Annotated in this window: 21 protein-coding genes and 5 tRNA genes; 4 read left to right on the forward strand and 22 right to left on the reverse strand. The window is 25.5% G+C overall.

Annotation, left to right across the window (positions count from 1 at the left end; translation table 11 throughout):
- Positions 1 to 196 precede the first annotated feature (196 nt).
- From BUE91_RS05215 to BUE91_RS05255, 9 genes are read right to left on the reverse strand one after another with little or no spacing between them, the layout of a single operon-like run.
- Complete coding sequence (locus tag BUE91_RS05215) at positions 197 to 1,201, reverse strand: type II secretion system F family protein (protein WP_073508171.1); 1,005 nt, start codon at positions 1,199 to 1,201, stop codon at positions 197 to 199.
- Complete coding sequence (locus tag BUE91_RS05220; protein ID WP_073508172.1) at positions 1,194 to 2,135, reverse strand: hypothetical protein; 942 nt, start codon at positions 2,133 to 2,135, stop codon at positions 1,194 to 1,196. Before BUE91_RS05220 ends, BUE91_RS05215 begins: the two co-directional genes overlap by 8 nt.
- Positions 2,132 to 2,617 carry a hypothetical protein gene (locus tag BUE91_RS05225; protein ID WP_143605303.1) on the reverse strand — a complete coding sequence of 162 codons (486 nt, stop codon included), beginning with the start codon at positions 2,615 to 2,617 and terminating at the stop codon, positions 2,132 to 2,134. The genes BUE91_RS05220 and BUE91_RS05225 overlap by 4 nt, the downstream gene beginning before the upstream one ends.
- Positions 2,592 to 3,527 carry a hypothetical protein gene (locus tag BUE91_RS05230; protein ID WP_066900561.1) on the reverse strand — a complete coding sequence of 312 codons (936 nt, stop codon included), beginning with the start codon at positions 3,525 to 3,527 and terminating at the stop codon, positions 2,592 to 2,594. Before BUE91_RS05230 ends, BUE91_RS05225 begins: the two co-directional genes overlap by 26 nt.
- Positions 3,524 to 3,736 carry a hypothetical protein gene (locus BUE91_RS05235; RefSeq protein ID WP_066900559.1) on the reverse strand — a complete coding sequence of 71 codons (213 nt, stop codon included), beginning with the start codon at positions 3,734 to 3,736 and terminating at the stop codon, positions 3,524 to 3,526. The genes BUE91_RS05230 and BUE91_RS05235 overlap by 4 nt, the downstream gene beginning before the upstream one ends.
- On the reverse strand, positions 3,733 to 4,140 hold the full coding sequence (locus BUE91_RS05240; protein ID WP_073508174.1) for a hypothetical protein: 408 nt from the start codon (positions 4,138 to 4,140) through the stop codon (positions 3,733 to 3,735). The genes BUE91_RS05235 and BUE91_RS05240 overlap by 4 nt, the downstream gene beginning before the upstream one ends.
- Positions 4,130 to 4,495 carry a hypothetical protein gene (locus tag BUE91_RS05245; protein WP_073508175.1) on the reverse strand — a complete coding sequence of 122 codons (366 nt, stop codon included), beginning with the start codon at positions 4,493 to 4,495 and terminating at the stop codon, positions 4,130 to 4,132. The genes BUE91_RS05240 and BUE91_RS05245 overlap by 11 nt, the downstream gene beginning before the upstream one ends.
- A complete protein-coding gene (locus BUE91_RS07775) occupies positions 4,492 to 4,899 on the reverse strand; it encodes a prepilin peptidase (protein WP_073508176.1) in 408 nt (135 codons plus the stop codon). The genes BUE91_RS05245 and BUE91_RS07775 overlap by 4 nt, the downstream gene beginning before the upstream one ends.
- Complete coding sequence (locus tag BUE91_RS05255; protein ID WP_066900550.1) at positions 4,896 to 5,270, reverse strand: prepilin-type N-terminal cleavage/methylation domain-containing protein; 375 nt, start codon at positions 5,268 to 5,270, stop codon at positions 4,896 to 4,898. Before BUE91_RS05255 ends, BUE91_RS07775 begins: the two co-directional genes overlap by 4 nt.
- Before the next feature lie 124 nt (positions 5,271 to 5,394).
- Between BUE91_RS05255 and BUE91_RS05260 the strand changes: the two genes are divergently transcribed.
- Positions 5,395 to 6,183, forward strand: a complete 789-nt coding sequence (locus BUE91_RS05260; RefSeq protein WP_073508178.1) for a type III pantothenate kinase — start codon at positions 5,395 to 5,397, stop codon at positions 6,181 to 6,183.
- Positions 6,184 to 6,196: 13 nt separating this feature from the next.
- Here the strand turns inward: BUE91_RS05260 and BUE91_RS05265 are convergent, their stop codons facing one another.
- From BUE91_RS05265 to BUE91_RS07360, 5 genes are all read right to left on the reverse strand, one after another.
- On the reverse strand, positions 6,197 to 7,579 hold the full coding sequence (locus BUE91_RS05265; protein ID WP_073508179.1) for an OmpA family protein: 1,383 nt from the start codon (positions 7,577 to 7,579) through the stop codon (positions 6,197 to 6,199).
- A 74-nt stretch (positions 7,580 to 7,653) separates the two neighbouring features.
- On the reverse strand, positions 7,654 to 10,293 hold the full coding sequence (locus BUE91_RS05270; RefSeq protein WP_073508180.1) for a valine--tRNA ligase: 2,640 nt from the start codon (positions 10,291 to 10,293) through the stop codon (positions 7,654 to 7,656).
- Positions 10,294 to 10,789: 496 nt separating this feature from the next.
- A complete protein-coding gene (locus BUE91_RS07535; RefSeq protein WP_257615448.1) occupies positions 10,790 to 10,918 on the reverse strand; it encodes a hypothetical protein in 129 nt (42 codons plus the stop codon).
- Positions 10,919 to 10,947: 29 nt separating this feature from the next.
- Entirely contained in the window at positions 10,948 to 11,127 is a 180-nt protein-coding gene (locus BUE91_RS07355; protein ID WP_219335370.1) for a PDDEXK family nuclease, read from the reverse strand.
- 140 nt (positions 11,128 to 11,267) lie between these two features.
- Positions 11,268 to 11,492 carry a PDDEXK family nuclease gene (locus BUE91_RS07360; protein WP_219335371.1) on the reverse strand — a complete coding sequence of 75 codons (225 nt, stop codon included), beginning with the start codon at positions 11,490 to 11,492 and terminating at the stop codon, positions 11,268 to 11,270.
- A gap of 350 nt (positions 11,493 to 11,842) precedes the next feature.
- On the opposite strand from BUE91_RS07360, the gene BUE91_RS07565 reads away from it, so the two are divergent.
- On the forward strand, positions 11,843 to 12,034 hold the full coding sequence (locus BUE91_RS07565; protein ID WP_219335372.1) for a DNA cytosine methyltransferase: 192 nt from the start codon (positions 11,843 to 11,845) through the stop codon (positions 12,032 to 12,034).
- Here the strand turns inward: BUE91_RS07565 and BUE91_RS05285 are convergent.
- The 8 genes from BUE91_RS05285 to BUE91_RS05320 form a co-directional block, all read right to left on the reverse strand.
- A complete protein-coding gene (locus BUE91_RS05285) occupies positions 12,026 to 12,382 on the reverse strand; it encodes a YbaB/EbfC family nucleoid-associated protein (protein ID WP_073508181.1) in 357 nt (118 codons plus the stop codon). The genes BUE91_RS07565 and BUE91_RS05285 overlap by 9 nt on opposite strands.
- A gap of 24 nt (positions 12,383 to 12,406) precedes the next feature.
- Positions 12,407 to 12,491, reverse strand: a tRNA-Tyr gene (locus tag BUE91_RS05290).
- A 4-nt stretch (positions 12,492 to 12,495) separates the two neighbouring features.
- A tRNA-Thr gene (locus BUE91_RS05295) sits at positions 12,496 to 12,571 on the reverse strand.
- Positions 12,572 to 12,597: 26 nt separating this feature from the next.
- Positions 12,598 to 12,674 (reverse strand) — tRNA-Asp (locus tag BUE91_RS05300).
- Positions 12,675 to 12,679: 5 nt separating this feature from the next.
- Positions 12,680 to 12,755: transfer RNA gene (locus tag BUE91_RS05305), tRNA-Val, on the reverse strand.
- Positions 12,756 to 12,774: 19 nt separating this feature from the next.
- A tRNA-Glu gene (locus BUE91_RS05310) sits at positions 12,775 to 12,849 on the reverse strand.
- Positions 12,850 to 13,005: 156 nt separating this feature from the next.
- On the reverse strand, positions 13,006 to 13,536 hold the full coding sequence (locus BUE91_RS05315) for a chromate transporter (protein ID WP_073508182.1): 531 nt from the start codon (positions 13,534 to 13,536) through the stop codon (positions 13,006 to 13,008).
- Positions 13,536 to 14,084, reverse strand: coding sequence for a chromate transporter (locus BUE91_RS05320; protein WP_066901126.1), 549 nt, complete (start codon positions 14,082 to 14,084; stop codon positions 13,536 to 13,538). The genes BUE91_RS05315 and BUE91_RS05320 overlap by 1 nt, the downstream gene beginning before the upstream one ends.
- Positions 14,085 to 14,178: 94 nt before the next feature.
- Between BUE91_RS05320 and BUE91_RS05325 the strand changes: the two genes are divergently transcribed.
- Positions 14,179 to 15,240 carry an AEC family transporter gene (locus BUE91_RS05325; RefSeq protein ID WP_073508183.1) on the forward strand — a complete coding sequence of 354 codons (1,062 nt, stop codon included), beginning with the start codon at positions 14,179 to 14,181 and terminating at the stop codon, positions 15,238 to 15,240.
- 14 nt (positions 15,241 to 15,254) lie between these two features.
- A complete protein-coding gene (locus BUE91_RS05330) occupies positions 15,255 to 16,247 on the forward strand; it encodes a 2-hydroxyacid dehydrogenase (RefSeq protein WP_073508184.1) in 993 nt (330 codons plus the stop codon).
- The last annotated feature ends 102 nt before the right edge of the window (positions 16,248 to 16,349 follow it).

Here is a 16,349-nt window from a genome sequence, read left to right on the forward strand (position 1 = left end):
TTTTTGAAAATTTTTATTTATAATAAAAAAATATCAGATAAAATATAATTTTTTTCTATTTAAAAGTAATTTTTAAGTTTCCAAACTATATAATATAAAAATTATAATAATTTTAAAATCCTAAGCCATAAAGATTGTATATATTTTTATTTAATTTAAACAATACTTAAGATTATATACCTCCACTTTATTTTTATCAAATTATCAATTCTCCTACATTTAATAATGGTAACATCAATGATATTAAAACAGTTCCTATCAAAAGCGCTATAATTATTATACTTAATGGCTCTAATAATCTTAACATCATTTTTATTTTAGACCCTACTTTATTACTGTATATTAAATAAAGATTTTCAAAACTATTTGATAAATCACCAGTTTTTTCTGCAATATTTATTATAGCTATAAATTCGTTATCAAATATTTTTTTATTAACATATATTTTCTTTAAGGAAGTTCCTTTAGATATTTTCTTTATTATTTTATTCATTTCATATACAAAATATTCATTTTCTACTATATTCAAATTTTTTACTGCATCATAAAAATCTATCCCCGATCTCAGTTGAACATAAATCCCCTGTATATATCTCATCAAAAAAATATCTCTATAAACCTTAATATTAAACTTAAATCTATCTATAATATATCTATTAATTCTTATTAAATATTTAAATAATAAAAAGAACATAAAAAATACTAAGATAATTAAAATATTATATTTTATTATTTTTTCTGAAATTGATATTAATATTTTTGTAAGCAAAGGTAAATCTGTATTTAAATCCTTATATATCTCTATAAATTTCGGAACTATTGTTAACATCATAAATATTAGTATTATAAAAGAAGTTAATAAAAGTATAGCTGGATAACTAATAATATTCATAACCTCTTTTAATATATTATCATCAAATTCATATTTTTTCTTAAGAATATTAAACACCTGCTGTATATTACCCGTATTTTCTACTATAGATATATAACTCAAAAATTCTTTATCATTACTAATATTTTTAAACCCTTCTCTTAAAGTTTTACCTTTTTCTAAATCTTTCTTCAATTTAATTAATCTGACTTTTTCTTTTCCAGTATATATATTACATAAAACATTAATACTATCAATAATATCTATCTCATTTTTTAATAATACTTCTAATCTACTTACTACTTCTTTTCTAAATCTTATTTTATTCATTAAGTATTTCTACCTCTATTTCAACATAAATATTTCTTTTTTCCTTATTTTTATTCTTTTTTCTAAATAAAGTAGAAAAAATTGGAATACTCGGACTAGATATATTAAGACTTTTACTTTCTCTTCCTACACTTGAAATAAATGTATTACTCTTATTCTTAACCAATACTTTAGTATTTAAAATATTTTTACTTCTAACCTTTTCACTTTTAAAACTAGATATCTCAGAATATATTTCAAGTTCAACATACTCCTTATATCCCTTAGTTATTATCCTTGGTTTAATTTTAAAGATTAATCCAGCTTCACTACTTTGAAGCTTTTTCTCTGATGCCTTAAAAAATAATTCATCTGTTATCCTTATTTCTCCTTCACTATTATCTAAAACCGTTATGCTAGGAAAACTTTTAATATAAATATCTCCACTTTGTTTCAAAGCTTCTAAATCTATACCTAATTTACTCCCACCTAAATTAAGTAAATTACTAAGTGATAACTTATTATCTAAAAATTTTCCTATTAAATTATCACTCTTATTCTCTTCAAGTTTCAAATCTAATCCTAATCTGTCAAAAAGTGAAATAGATGTGTCTACAACATTCATCTTAATTATTATTTGTTTTTTAATTTTATCAATACTATATACCGTATATTTAAATTTAGAAATATTATTTTTTTCTCCATGCAATATATATTTATCTCCAACTTTTTTTATTTTAACATCAAAAGTTCCATCTAATTTTAAAATTTCATTTTCAACTATATTTTGAACATTTAATATTTCATATACTTTCTCTACCTGCTTTACTACCTTTTTATCTTTTCTTTCAGTTTTATTATTATATATTTTAATTTTTTTCATATTTTCATTACTAATATACCTATTTTCTGAAAAAGTTATCAATGTAATGAATAATAGAATTAACTTTTTCATAATTTCTCCCTATAATATCCTAAAGACACTTCAAAATATTCACCATTTAATATCATATATGTTTCTCTATTATCAATAAAAATATCTGAATAAAATACATATTGTAAAAATTCATAAAAACTTGATAAACTTCCTTTCATCTTAAAAATTACACTAACTTTTTCATAAAATTTATCTTCTTCTTTAATGATAAATTTAGAATTATCAACCAATCTTAAATTAGAATAATTAGAAAAATAGAAAATCGCTCTTAAAAAATCATTATCTTTAATTACTAACTTTCCTATTTCTTCATCTTTTTGTATTTCAATTTTTTCATATGTTTCATTCAAACTATTAATTTCTTCTATTTCATTATTTAACAGTATAATCTTATCTTTTTTCATGTAATATTCATTAATTTTTTCATAACTTAAGTATATGGATAATATAAAGGTAAATAATATCAAAATATATTTAAGATTTTCTTTCTGTAATTTCATATACAAAAGATATTCCTTCATTTTCATCTTTAAGTTCAACAACCCTATATTCTCCAAAATATTCTTTTAAAGATTTATCAAAATTTTCTAAACCTCTAACACTATTAACTTCTCCCTTTATTTTCCAAATATTATTAACAAGAGAAAGTTCTGTATAACTTAACCCAAATTTAACGCTATTTAAGAAAAATTCTATATCCATATAAAAAGGTTTTTTAAAAGGCTTTTTCATTTTTTTAAATTCATTAAAATTTAATAAAACATTTTCATCATTTCTTATATCCATTTCTTTTAATTTACTTTCTTTTAAATCAATAATTTTTTCCTCTAAAAAAGAAATTTCACTATTAATATGACTCATATCAAATAATTTAAAGCAATATAGATATATAAAAATTGGTATTAATAATAATAAATAAGGAAGCATTTGGAAAAATATTTTACTAATGTTTTTATTTTTAATCTTGTATACATCTTTAGAGAAAATATAATCTTTAAGCTCTTCATTTCCTTTTATTAACCTATAACCTGAAAAATCTTGATCTGTTTCAAAATCTTCTAAACTAAATTCAATTTTTTCTATATTTTTATAAATTTTAATAGAAAAATCTTTAAGTACTATTATAGTATTTTTTTCTATAATTTCAAAAATACTATATATACCTTTAAGCTTATATATATCTGAAAATATATTTTTAATCTTTTTTACAATACTATTTTCAACCTTTTTTTCTATTCCAATTACTTCCATACCTAATATCACATAAATTTCATCATTCTTTGAAATATTTAATTCCTCTAATCCATCTTCTATGTCTAAAAATATATCGTCATAATTAAAAATATATTCTTCATCATCAAACCTTATATATATTCTATCAAGTACCAAAAGTGTAATATATTTTTTCAAGCTATATCACTTCTATCAACATTATCAACTATTTTTAATTTTTCTCTCATAAGTTCTTTTTCAAGCATACTTTTACTATATCCCTCATTTAACATTAAATCTATAGTATTATTTTTTTCTATATTAAATATCATAATAGTTGAAACTATAAATAAAGTAATACTTGAAAAAAATATTACATAAATTAAACTTATCCCCTTATTTTTCACAATTTAACCCTCCTAATAATCTTAATTTTTCCCTTATTTAATTCAATTTCCAATACACCTGATTCATAATTAAAATTACATGTACCCCCTTTTATAATCCTCTTCCTATTTGCATAAACATCTTTATCACTACATCTAATTATTACTTCTTTACCCCTATTGCTAAATTTAATAATTTTACCACTGATATATATATCTAAATTTCCTTTATCATAACTTACATCTCTCGTTCTAATCTTCCTTACTAGACTACTACTTGCAGAATATATCTCTAATTCATTTTTTAAAACTGTATTTTGAAGATTAACAAATAAAATTAAATTTCTATTTATAAATAAAAGTAGTGTTGAAAAAAATATCATGGATAATAAATAATCTAAAAGTATTTGTCCTTTACTTTTCAAGTATAATAAAATCCTTTAAATTATTTATACTAACAAAGGCTACACCTCTATCAATATATAGATTAAAAGCTATTTTACCACTAATTTCATAATCATTATTTCCCAAATAATTAGCAAAATCAGAAGAATTATCAAATACACATTTATTACATATTAAACTTTCAATTTTATCACTACTATACCCTTTTATATCCACCAATATATTATGTAAATTTACCATATCTTTTAACTTTTCTTTCTGTCTTTTTTCTATAACATGTATATTTCTAACAACATATATATTAGCTAATAGAACTATAACAAAAATTAAGATTGAAAATAATGTTTCTATTAACATTTCACCTCTATTTTTCATATAACACCTATAGTATGAACAATAAATGAAAAGCACATAGCCGGTGCAAATGGAACATATTTTTTTCTTAATATAAGAGAATAAATCAAAGAACTAAGGTACATTACTTCATAAAAAGTAAAAAGGAAATACATATCTTTCACTCCGAAATACATACCAAATATTAACATTAATTTAATATCTCCCATTCCTATAATCTCACAATTAAAATATGATTCTAATATCCATAGTATAAAAAAGGGTAAAGAAAAAATGCCCATGCCAACATAACTACTATAAATCCCACTATCAGTAGAAAAATATAGAAATATGGCCAATATGATAATATGACTATCATAAATATATCCTTCCATGAAATCTATATAAGAAACATAAAACAGTAGTAAATAGCTAATATATATCATTTTTTCTTACCATTAATGGTATATGTAACAGTTTCAGGTTCTGTAACACTTGCAATAATTTTTCCATCTTCAATTAAAAATTCACCTTTAAATCTTCCCACGAAAAAATTATTACTTCCACTATTAATGTTTACTCCTAAATTCTCAGCTTCTCCCAACACCTTATAAATATCAATATCATTTTTACCATCTAAATTCATTAATATATACAAGTTATTTAATTCAGATATTGCTGAAAATATTTTAGTTTCATTAGCCTTATCTATATATTTACTAATTTTTGGAACTGTAACACTTGCAAGTATTCCAATAATAGCTATAACAGTAATAATTTCTATTAAAGTGAAACCCCTATTTTTTTTCTTTCTCATATTCCCCTCCTTTGTATACATTCATTTTACTCCTTAAATTTTATTTTGTCAATTATTTTTTAATTTTTATTTAATTGTTTTACTTTTAATTTACAATTTGTTAGAATATATCAGAGGTGATGAAATGATACTTGGTTTTGATATTGGAAATACTCATATTTGTCCAATAATATATGATGATAATGGTAAAATACTAGAAAAATTTAGAATCCCTAGCAAAATTAATTTAACTGAAGACACTCTATATGCTACACTTAAGACTCTATGTGATTTTAAAAAAATAGATTTAGATAATATAAAAGATGTCGTCTATTCATCAGTTGTCCCACATTTAAATAATATATTTGATTATTTATCACAAAAATATTTTAACTGTAAACCATATATATTAAATGTAAATAATATTGATGAAAATTTACTTACATTTACTACTAATATTGAAAGAAATTTAGGAGCAGATAGAATTGCAACTATACTAGCTATGAAAAAATATATAACTGATAGAGAATGTATAATAATTGATTTTGGAACAGCAACAACTTTTGAAGTTGTAAAGGATAACAAGTATCTCGGTGGTGCAATACTTACAGGTATAGATTTATCAATAAATGCACTATTTCAAAATACTGCTAAATTGCCTAAAGTTACTTTTGAAAAACCAAATGAAATACTTGGAAATACTACTATTTCTCAAATTAATATAGGCCTATATTATTCTAATGTAGGTGGTATAAAAGAACTTATTAATCAGTATAAAAAAATATATCCTAATGCCTATATAGTTTCAACAGGTGGACAAGGAAAAATAATAACAGAAGAACTAAAAGATTTTATAAATGAATATAAAGGAAGTTTATGTGAAGAGGGTATATTTGAATTTTATAACTATATAAAAAACAAAAGCAGGAGATAATCCTGCTTTTAATTTATTTTTGTTCTTCTAAATATTTAACTTCTAATCCAGTTAAATTAATTTCAACACGTCTGTTTGGTAATAAACATTGTTTTAATTTATCTGTAGCTCTACTTCCTGGACAATGAACTTTAGGCTCTTTTTTACCTCTACTTGCAACAGTAATTTGAGTAGTTACTCCTAATTGTTGTAAGTAAGATCTTACAGTTTGAGCACGTCTTAATCCTAAAGCCATATTATAGCTTTCGCTTCCTAATCTATCAGTATGTCCTATTATATCTATTCTATCTAATCTTACATAATCAGTTGATAGTTTCTTAACTAAATCTTGAATTTCCATTTTACCTTTTTCTAGCATATCTTCTAATTTATGTTTATTAAATTTGAATAATGCATCGGCACTTAATTCAATTTTCTTAACTTGTGGTTTAATATGAACTGGTACTTCAACTGGTTTTTCTACTGGAACTTCAACCATTTTTTCTACTACTTTTTCCACCGGAACTTCAACCATTTTTTCTACTACTTTTTCTACTGGAACTTCCACTATTTTCTCTACTATTTTTTCTACTGGAACCTCTACTATTTTCTCTACTATTTTTTCTACTACTTTTTCCACTGGAACTTCTACTATTTTCTCTACTATTTTTTCTATTATTTCTGGTTTTGGTTCAGGTTTAACTTCAGGTTTAACTGGTTCAACTGGTAACACTGGTTCTTCAACAACCGTTCTCGATAAATTTCCTAATCTTAATCCTGCTGTTATTCCTACTTTATTTATAACATTTGATTTTTTCATTAACTCATTTTGTGCAGCTGATGCTTGAGCAGCGGCCGCGGCAGCTCCATTACCACTTTCTACTACCATCAAGTGCGTTCTTGAAGCTAATGCTTCAACAACAAAAGGACCATACTCTCCATTTACTCCTATTGCGTAATATAATCCACCTGTTCCTTTATTATTTACATTTGCATGTTCTCTTACAAATCCATATCCTAATTTACCAACTATAGCAAGAGGTGCATCCCCTGTTTCTAACTGTAATACATTTGCTTTAATTACAGCATATACTGGTACATGATGGTATCTCTTATTATTACTATTTCCATTATTAGGATTTTTTACATCTGAGAATTTCTGATATCCATACCCTGCTGTTTTATCAGAAAAATTATATTCTGCACCTACTCCCACTTCAACCTTATGTTGATTAACAGGAAATAATTCAGCACTTACAACAAATCCTCTTTCTAAGTCCGTCGACTCACTATTAAAAAATTTGTTATTTTCTGATTGTCTTCTAAAGACATCGTAACCACCTTTTATTTGTAATTCAACTCCAGAAACAGCATTTAATGCCGTTAATGCAGTTAAAATCAAAAGAAACTTCTTCATAACTATCCTCCTAATTACTTTTCCTTTTTATATATTCTCGCCAATATTATACTACATTTTTGTAAAAAAGTCTACTATTTTTTATACAGTTCAATGTTCTCAACAAGCTTAATAAGCTTGCTTTCCAGTTCATTTTTTATAGATTTTTCTTTGTCAATAATAACCTTAGGGGCTTTAGTGATAAATGCTTCACTTGATAATTTATTCACTGTTTTTTCAAGCTCATTTTTAACTTTTTTTATTTCTTTATTTAATTTTTCTATTTCTTTAGACACATCTATTAAACCGTCTAAAGAAACATATATTTTCGTATTTCCTACAACTCTAAATCCAGCCATTTTAGGTACTTCAGTTAATGTTAAAACATTTTCAACATTAGCAAGTTTATCTAATACTTTAAGATTATTTAATAATAAAGTTTTTTCATTTTCATCTTCACTATCAATAATTATTTCTATTTTTTTGGCAGGAGATATATTATTTTCTGCTCTAATATTTCTAATTGATGATACAACTTCTTTTAGATAATCAAAGTGTTTAATAACTTCCAAGTTTAATAATCCCTTATCTTCCTCAGGGTATTCAACTAGCATTATACTATCACCATAAGGTTTAATTTTTTGCCATATCTCTTCTGTTATAAACGGAATAAATGGATGTAATAATCTAAGTCCATTATCAAGTACATGTTTTAATATCCACTGTGCTGTTTGTCTATCAGTATCATTTTCATCAACACCATAAATTCTTGTTTTAGCTATTTCTAAATACCAGTCACAAAAGTCATTTCTGAAAAATTCATAAGCTATTTTAGCTGATATATCTATGTTATATTCTTCCATTTCTTTATTAATATTTCTTGAAGCTAACTGTAATTTAGATAATATCCATTGATCCTCTAATTTAAAGTCTAAATCAAGTATTGAAATATCTTTTTTAAATCCTTCTAAATTAGAAATTACAAACTTAGATGCATTCCATATTTTATTTGCAAAAGTCAGACCCATTTCAAGTAATTTTTCAGAAAAGAATATATCTTGTCCCTGACTTGTATTATACATAAAACTAAATCTAACTGCATCTGATCCATATTTATCAAGAATCTCTAAAGTATTAGGAGCATTACCTAAAGACTTAGACATTTTTCTTCCTATTTCATCTCTTATTATTCCTGTAAAATATACTTCCTTAAATGGAATAGTATCTAAGAAATATAAACTCATCATTATCATACGTGCTACCCAGAAGAATATTATATCATCTGCTGTAACTAATAAATCTGTTGGGAAATATCTTTCTAAATCTCTTGTCTTTTTAGGCCATCCCATAGTAGAAAAAGGCCAAAGAGCTGATGAAAACCATGTATCTAATACATCTGTTTCTTCTCTTAACGGTAATTCTTCACCAAATTTTTCAACACATATTTTCTTAGCCTCTTCAATGTTTTTAGCTACTATTAATTCATTATTAGGGGTGTAATAAGCAGGTATTCTATGTCCCCACCAAATTTGACGACTTATAGTCCAATCCCTAATATTTTCTAGCCAGCTATAATATCTCTTTTCCATTCTCTTAGGCGTTAATTTAATTTCACCATTTCTAACAACTTCTAAAGCTCTTTGTGCTAATGGTTGCATCTTAACAAACCATTGATCAGATATTCTTGGTTCTACAATAGTTTTACAACGATAACAATGGCCTACTGCATGATTATGTTTTTTTACATTTACTAAAAGTCCAAAGTCCTCTAAATCTTTTAATACTGCTTTTCTTGCTTCAAATCTATCCATTCCTTGGTATTTCCCACCAAAATTATTAATTTTAGCATCTTCTGTAAACACATTAATAATCTCAAGACCAGTTCTTTTTGATACCTCAAAATCATTAGGATCATGAGCTGGAGTCATTTTAACTACTCCTGTTCCAAATTCTTTATCAACATAATTATCTGCAACTATAGGAATTTCTCTATTCATTAATGGTAATATAGCTGTTTTACCTATTAGATACTTGTATCTTTCATCTTCTGGATTTACTGCTATACCCGTATCTCCTAACATAGTTTCTGGTCTTGTAGTAGCAACTATTAAATAACCTTCTTCATCTTTTAATGGATATTTAATTTCCCATATATTACCCTCTTTGTCAATATGATTTATTTCATCATCTGCAAGTGCTGTAATACATCTAGGACACCAGTTAACCATGTACTCCCCTTTATATATCAATCCTTGATTATATAGGGTTACAAATACTTCTCTAACTGCTTCTGAAAGACCTTCATCCATAGTAAATCTTTCTCTTTCCCAGTCAACAGAATTTCCTATTCTTCTTTGTTGCTCAGTTATGATTCCTCCATGTTTCTCTTTCCATTCCCAAACTTGTTTAATAAATTCTTCTCTTCCTAAATCTTCTTTTCTTAAATTAGATTCAGCAAGTTTTCTTTCCACTACATTTTGAGTTGCAATACCAGCATGATCTGTACCTGTTTGCCATAAAGTATCATAACCTTTCATTCTCTTATACCTTATTACAACATCTTGTATAGTATTATTTAAAATATGACCCATATGTAAAACCCCTGTTACATTTGGTGGTGGAATTACTATACTATATGCTGGTTTTTCATCATCTTTTGATGGTTTAAAATATCCTTTTTCTTCCCATATTTTATACCATTTCTGTTCTATATCAAGTGGATTGTACTTATCCATATTAATATTCCTCCTTAAATAGCTTCAATATATATTTATATTTAACATCTTTCCATTTTAACAATTATATTGATTTAACTATAATAACATTGAAATTACAAATAGGAAAAATATTAAAATTATATTTCTAAATTATTATTACTAAAAAAGGTTTATTTAAATTATGTGAAAGTATAAATTATGCTAAATCACATTTATATTTTTCATATAATCTAAATACCCCTTCAATTGTATTATTCTATCATAATTAATGACTTTTTTCAAGAAAAGTCACAGTTAAAAATTTTTTTAATTTCAGCCAATCTTTTAATATAATATTTTTTTACAAATTCATAATTTTTATGTTTATTAATTTGCTTGTTTATAATATCAACAACTCTATTTTGGTGTTCTTCTGTATAATTAAAAGTATCCCAACCACGATCATTATTCAAACATATTTCAAGTAATTTTTTCAAAAGTTAGAATTCTATCATTATCTCTATAATAATACATATCACATATCTTTAATATTTTTAGTAATTGTAACTTGAATTTTAGCTTCATAAAACGTATCTAAAACTTCAGAACTAATTGTATTATCTAGTGTTACTAAAAACATTTCTCTTGTTCCAGTTCTCCCCATTTCTCCTGGAATTTCTTGCCATATTTCTCTTAAAGTAAAGTTTTTGCACTAATTAATACTGCATTTCTTTTATTTACCATGTATTCTAAAACTCCAGGTGAAATTAAATATACTGATTTACCAATACCTTTTTTAATAAATTCTTTCTTACCAATATTACCTTGACTATCAAAAGAAATTCCTACTCCTATTAGAATTAATTCAATCATACATTCAAACTCTTTACCTGTTCTACTTCTTCTGCTTTTAGTATTTGATAAAATTAAAGTACATATATGTTCTGGAAATTATTCTAAAAAGTTTGTAATTGCATTAAGTGCTGTAATATATATAAATGGTTCATCACAAACTATTTTTTTAAAATATTATATGTAATTTCTTTTTCTAACATATAAAATTCATTACAACATTTTTCTCTGAGAGTTTCAACGATTTCACTAGCATTATCAAAAAAGAAATCTCTGATTTTTGTATCATATCCCATTTTAATAAAATTATCATAACCCAGTTTAAACTCTATTTTTCTTCTTTCTTTAATTAATTCCTTATATCTGTCAACACAAATATTTTCCATAGAATTTTTCCTTTTGTTAATAATAATTTAAACAAATGTAATAAATAGAACAATAAATCCTTAGAATGACACTTTATAAAAATATGATAACATACACTAATATTATATCACAAACATATAATATTGCAAATGACTCAAAAAATAATTAAAAGAATGTGAAAACGTGGAAAGTCAGCCATATTTAATTGAATTAAATCACATTTTATCATTTCCAAAAAAAGCATTTTTTCAAATAATGAAAAAGAGAAATATAAAATCATAGATTTACTGAAATTGGTGGTATAAAATTATGGTTATAGCAAAATATCATTCTTTTTGAAATTAAAAGAAAAGTAAATATTTAATTAAAAATAACTCCTCGTGAAGCAGCAAGGCTTCAAGGTTTCCCAGAAAACTATATTGTACCAGTAAGTGACACTCAAAACTATAAACAATTTAGTAATTCTGTAGCTATTCCAGTTATTCATGCTATTGCAAAAAATATAAAAAAGACTCGAGATACCTCGAGTCAAATATATTATACTTTTTTAAATTTAAAATAATCCTGGAATGCTTACTCCACCAGTAACAACACTCATTTCTCTTTCAGCTAATTCTTCAGCTTTCTTTATCGCACCATTAACAGCAGATAATACTAAAGCTGATAATTCATCTGCAGTTTCATCTTCAGCTGCATCATTTATAATATCTAAAGAAATTTTTATATCAACTATATTTTTTTGACCATCTGCTTTTACTTTAACTAATCCTCCAGCAACAGTTTCTTCAACATACAAATCTTTTAATTCTTCTTGAATTTGTAGCATCTTTTCTTGCATTGCTTGAGCTTTCTTGATTAAATCTGATTGGCTATTAACACTTGACTGTGCTACTTTTAATTTCCTTACCATCTTTCCTCCTGAAATATAAAAAAATGGTGGCGAGAGAAGGATTCGAACCTTCGAAGGCTGAGCCGGCAGATTTACAGTCTGCTCCCTTTGGCCACTCGGGTATCTCGCCACGATGGTGCCGCTTATCGGATTCGAACCAATCACCTGCTGATTACAAGTCAGCTGCTCTACCTAATGAGCTAAAGCGGCAAATATATAAATTGTCTTTAAGAAAATGGCGGAAGTGACGAGACTCGAACTCGCGACATCTTGCGTGACAGGCAAGCACTCTAACCAACTGAGCTACACCTCCATAAATGGTGGTCACAACTGGGCTCGAACCAGTGACCCCCTGCTTGTAAGGCAGGTGCTCTCCCAACTGAGCTATGCGACCATTTATAATTAAATTAATTTGGTAGGCCCTAGGAGAATCGAACTCCTGTTTTTAGGATGAAAACCTAATGTCCTGACCACTAGACGAAGGGCCCAAATTATTTTAACTATTTTCTTTGTCATCTACTGACAAGGATTATAATATCATATGCCTTAAATAAAGTCAAGCATTTTTTTCGGTTTTTTTTATTTTTATGAAAAAATACCTTTTTTTGCTTTAAAATACGTACTTTATAAAACAAAAATATCAGTTAAATTATAAGTGAAAGTAATGCACATATAAAAATTATATTACGCATTTTAAATTTGTAATTTAATAATATAACTGCCACAAAAAAACAAACTGTAGATACATATTCTACTCTATATGAAGATGAAAAATCTATAAAAATACTTTTTTTAAGTATATTAATTGTCGCTATTAAAATAAGAGAAATTGTAGCTGGTTTTATTCCATCAATAATCTTTACTAGCTTCTTATTTTCTAAACCTATATATTTTATAAATATTATCAATAATATAATTTGAGGACTAATAACACCTAAAGTAGCAATTATAGCTCCAATTATACCTGCATTTATCATACCTATAAATGTAGCTGCATTTATAGCTATAGGTCCTGGAGTTATTTGAGAAATAGATATTATATCTACCAAAGTAGAACTTGTAACCCATGAATATCTCTTTACTATAAATTCTTCTATTAAAGGAAGTATTACATAACCTCCTCCAAAGGCAAACATACCTATCTCAAAAAAGGCTGTATATAATTTTAATAACATCAATTTTCACCCCTATTTTTCCAAATTCCTAGAAATCCACATATTAATAAAATATATATCAATTGAAATTTAAAAACTAATGAAAGTATAAGTACTAGTATATTTATACTTAAATAAAAATATTTTTTCTTATCACTTAATTGTTTTACAAACATATTATATACCGTATAAAATAATAAGGCTATTATTGCACCACTAATTCCTTTAAGAATTTTTTGTACATATATATTACCTATAAATTTGCTGTAACTAAATGCTATTAACAATATTACAATTATGCAAGGCAGTATTGAAGCAATTACAGCTATTATAGATCCTAATAAACCCTTAGTATAATATCCAACTAAAAATGACGTTGAAATAGTCATAACACCTGGTATAGATTGTGCTAAAGTTATTATCTTCAACATCTGTTCATCTGATATAACATTATTTTTTTCAACAAATTCATCTCTAATTATTGGAATTATTGTATACCCTCCTCCAAATGTAATGGAATTTATAATAAAAAGGGTTTTAAATAATTCAAAATAACTCATTTTTTTCATTTTAATCACCTTTTTCATTATATCATCTATACTTGATTTTTACAATTTAACATGTTAAAATTAACCGTTAATTAATTTATACTCGGAGGTACAAATGTTATTAGAAAACTTAAAGGTAGTATTAAATGATAAATTTTTATCGGCTATCTTTTCAACAATTTTTATTATTCTATTAGGATATTATTTAAGAAAAAAGAAAATAGTAAATGAGCACGCTTCTAAAGTATTAAGTTCAATTCTATTAAGTGCTGCTCTACCGGCGTTAGCTTTCAAAGCTTTTTTAGCTGATATAAGTGAAAAAACTTATACTACTGGAATAAATGTATTAGTATTTGGATTTGTTGCATACATCCTTTTAATTATAATAGGATATGTACTATATGCAAATAAAAAAGGAGATTTAAAAGATACATTAGTGGTATTAACTGCTTTTGGATCAACTACTTTCTTTGGTATCCCTATAATCAATGGATTATTCGGGAATGAAGGAACTCTTTATGCAAATGTATTTAATATAGCTTACAGAGTCTTCCTATATTCTTTTGCACTAATAGTTATGAGTGGGGCAAAATTTGATAGAAAAAATTTAAAACAAATTTTCGCTAACCCTATAATAATAGCAACATTCTTAGGATTATTCTTATGGATATTCCAATCATCTATACCACAAACTAGCATAATGATTAAAGATACAAAAACTGGAGAAATGATAGCTAAAAGTATTTCTATTTTCAGAATAGATAAAACTTTACCTTGGTTATTTAATGGTATCAACTACTTAGCAACTTTATCATCTCCTCTTGCATGGCTTGCTATAGGAATGACTTTAGCACAAATATCATTAAAAGATGCTATCAAAGAAAAACTTACTATTATTTATGCAGGATATAAATTATTATTAATCCCTGCATTATTCTTCGGAATTTTAATAGTTTTAAATAAATTTGGAATTACTTTCACTTATGAAGCTATAGCAGCAATAATAATAATGCTTGCTACTCCACCTGCTACAGTTGCAGTTGCATATGCAATTAAATTTGAAAAAGAAGCTGTGCTTGCTTCAAATATTTCATTAGTAAATACTGTATTTGCAATTTTTGCAATCATTTTCTGGATAATAGTTTTAGCGGCTGCACATGTAGCTACAATAATATAGAAAGAGGTAAATAAATGAAAGTCTTATGTTATGGCGTAAGAGATGTTGAAGAAAAATTTTTTCATGAATTAAATAAAAAATTTAATTTTGAAATTACTTGTATTCCAGAATACTTAAATAGCGAAGAAACTGCAGAAATGGCTAAAGGTTATGATGCAGTAATATTAAGAGGTAATTGCTGGGCTACAAAAGAAAATTTAGATATTTATAAAAAAAACAATGTTAAATATGTACTAACAAGAACTGTTGGTGTAAATCACATAGATGTTAATTACGCTAAAGAATTAGGTATGAAAATGGCTTATGTTCCATTTTATTCACCTAATGCAATCGCAGAACTTGCAGTAACTCTTGCAATGATGTTACTAAGAAACACAGCTTTAATGACTTCAAGCTGTTCTAATAAAGACTTTAGAGTAAGTTCTAATATGTTCTCAAGAGAAATTAGAAATTGTACAGTAGGTGTAATAGGATTAGGTAAAATAGGATTTACAGCCGCTAAATTATTTAATGGTTTAGGAGCTAAAGTACTAGGTTATGATATGTTCAAAAAAGAAAATGTAGCAGATATTTTAACTCAAGTAGATTTAGATACATTAATAAAAGAAAGTGACATAATTTCTTTACATATTCCATTTATTAAAGAAAATGGAAAACTTGTTACTGAAGAATTTATTTCAAAAATGAAAGATAATTCTATACTAATTAATACAGGTCGTGGAGAAACTATGTGTACTAAAGCAATAATAGATGGAATAAAATCAGGAAAACTTTCTGGAGCTGGAATAGATACTTTAGAAAATGAAACAGAATTATTTTTCAAAGACTTTACAGGAAAAAATATTCCAAATGAATTATTTAATGAATTAGTAAGCCTATATCCTAAAGTATTACTAACTCCACATCTTGGATCATTTACAGATGAAGCTGTAACTAATATGATAGAAACAACTTATGAAAACTTACAAGAATTTATTACAACAGGAGATTGTAAGAACAAATTATAAGAATACATTTATTAACTGATCACCTTAAGGAGGTCAGTTTTTTTATTATAAAAAAGACCCCTAAGGGTCTTTATTATATTTCCTCTAATGCCTTTATTCTCT

The sequence above is a fragment of the Streptobacillus notomytis genome, assembly GCF_001902585.1.
Lineage (GTDB): Bacteria > Fusobacteriota > Fusobacteriia > Fusobacteriales > Leptotrichiaceae > Streptobacillus > Streptobacillus notomytis.

Excerpts from the sequence above, each read along its gene's own strand:
- BUE91_RS05215 (WP_073508171.1), bottom strand. The coding sequence starts at position 1,201 with ATGAATAAAATAAGATTTAGAAAAGAAGTAGTAAGTAGATTAGAAGTA.
- BUE91_RS05220 (WP_073508172.1), bottom strand. The coding sequence starts at position 2,135 with ATGAAAAAGTTAATTCTATTATTCATTACATTGATAACTTTTTCAGAA.
- BUE91_RS05225 (WP_143605303.1), bottom strand. The coding sequence starts at position 2,617 with ATGAAATTACAGAAAGAAAATCTTAAATATATTTTGATATTATTTACC.
- BUE91_RS05245 (WP_073508175.1), bottom strand. The coding sequence starts at position 4,495 with ATGAAAAATAGAGGTGAAATGTTAATAGAAACATTATTTTCAATCTTA.
- BUE91_RS07775 (WP_073508176.1), bottom strand. The coding sequence starts at position 4,899 with ATGATATATATTAGCTATTTACTACTGTTTTATGTTTCTTATATAGAT.
- BUE91_RS05255 (WP_066900550.1), bottom strand. The coding sequence starts at position 5,270 with ATGAGAAAGAAAAAAAATAGGGGTTTCACTTTAATAGAAATTATTACT.
- BUE91_RS05260 (WP_073508178.1), top strand. The coding sequence starts at position 5,395 with ATGATACTTGGTTTTGATATTGGAAATACTCATATTTGTCCAATAATA.
- BUE91_RS05265 (WP_073508179.1), bottom strand. The coding sequence starts at position 7,579 with ATGAAGAAGTTTCTTTTGATTTTAACTGCATTAACGGCATTAAATGCT.
- BUE91_RS05270 (WP_073508180.1), bottom strand. The coding sequence starts at position 10,293 with ATGGATAAGTACAATCCACTTGATATAGAACAGAAATGGTATAAAATA.
- BUE91_RS07535 (WP_257615448.1), bottom strand. The coding sequence starts at position 10,918 with ATGGGGAGAACTGGAACAAGAGAAATGTTTTTAGTAACACTAGATAAT.
- BUE91_RS07355 (WP_219335370.1), bottom strand. The coding sequence starts at position 11,127 with ATGATTGAATTAATTCTAATAGGAGTAGGAATTTCTTTTGATAGTCAA.
- BUE91_RS07360 (WP_219335371.1), bottom strand. The coding sequence starts at position 11,492 with ATGGAAAATATTTGTGTTGACAGATATAAGGAATTAATTAAAGAAAGA.
- BUE91_RS05285 (WP_073508181.1), bottom strand. The coding sequence starts at position 12,382 with ATGGTAAGGAAATTAAAAGTAGCACAGTCAAGTGTTAATAGCCAATCA.
- BUE91_RS05315 (WP_073508182.1), bottom strand. The coding sequence starts at position 13,536 with ATGTTATTAAAATTATATACAGCCTTTTTTGAGATAGGTATGTTTGCC.
- BUE91_RS05320 (WP_066901126.1), bottom strand. The coding sequence starts at position 14,084 with ATGAAAAAAATGAGTTATTTTGAATTATTTAAAACCCTTTTTATTATA.
- BUE91_RS05325 (WP_073508183.1), top strand. The coding sequence starts at position 14,179 with ATGTTATTAGAAAACTTAAAGGTAGTATTAAATGATAAATTTTTATCG.
- BUE91_RS05330 (WP_073508184.1), top strand. The coding sequence starts at position 15,255 with ATGAAAGTCTTATGTTATGGCGTAAGAGATGTTGAAGAAAAATTTTTT.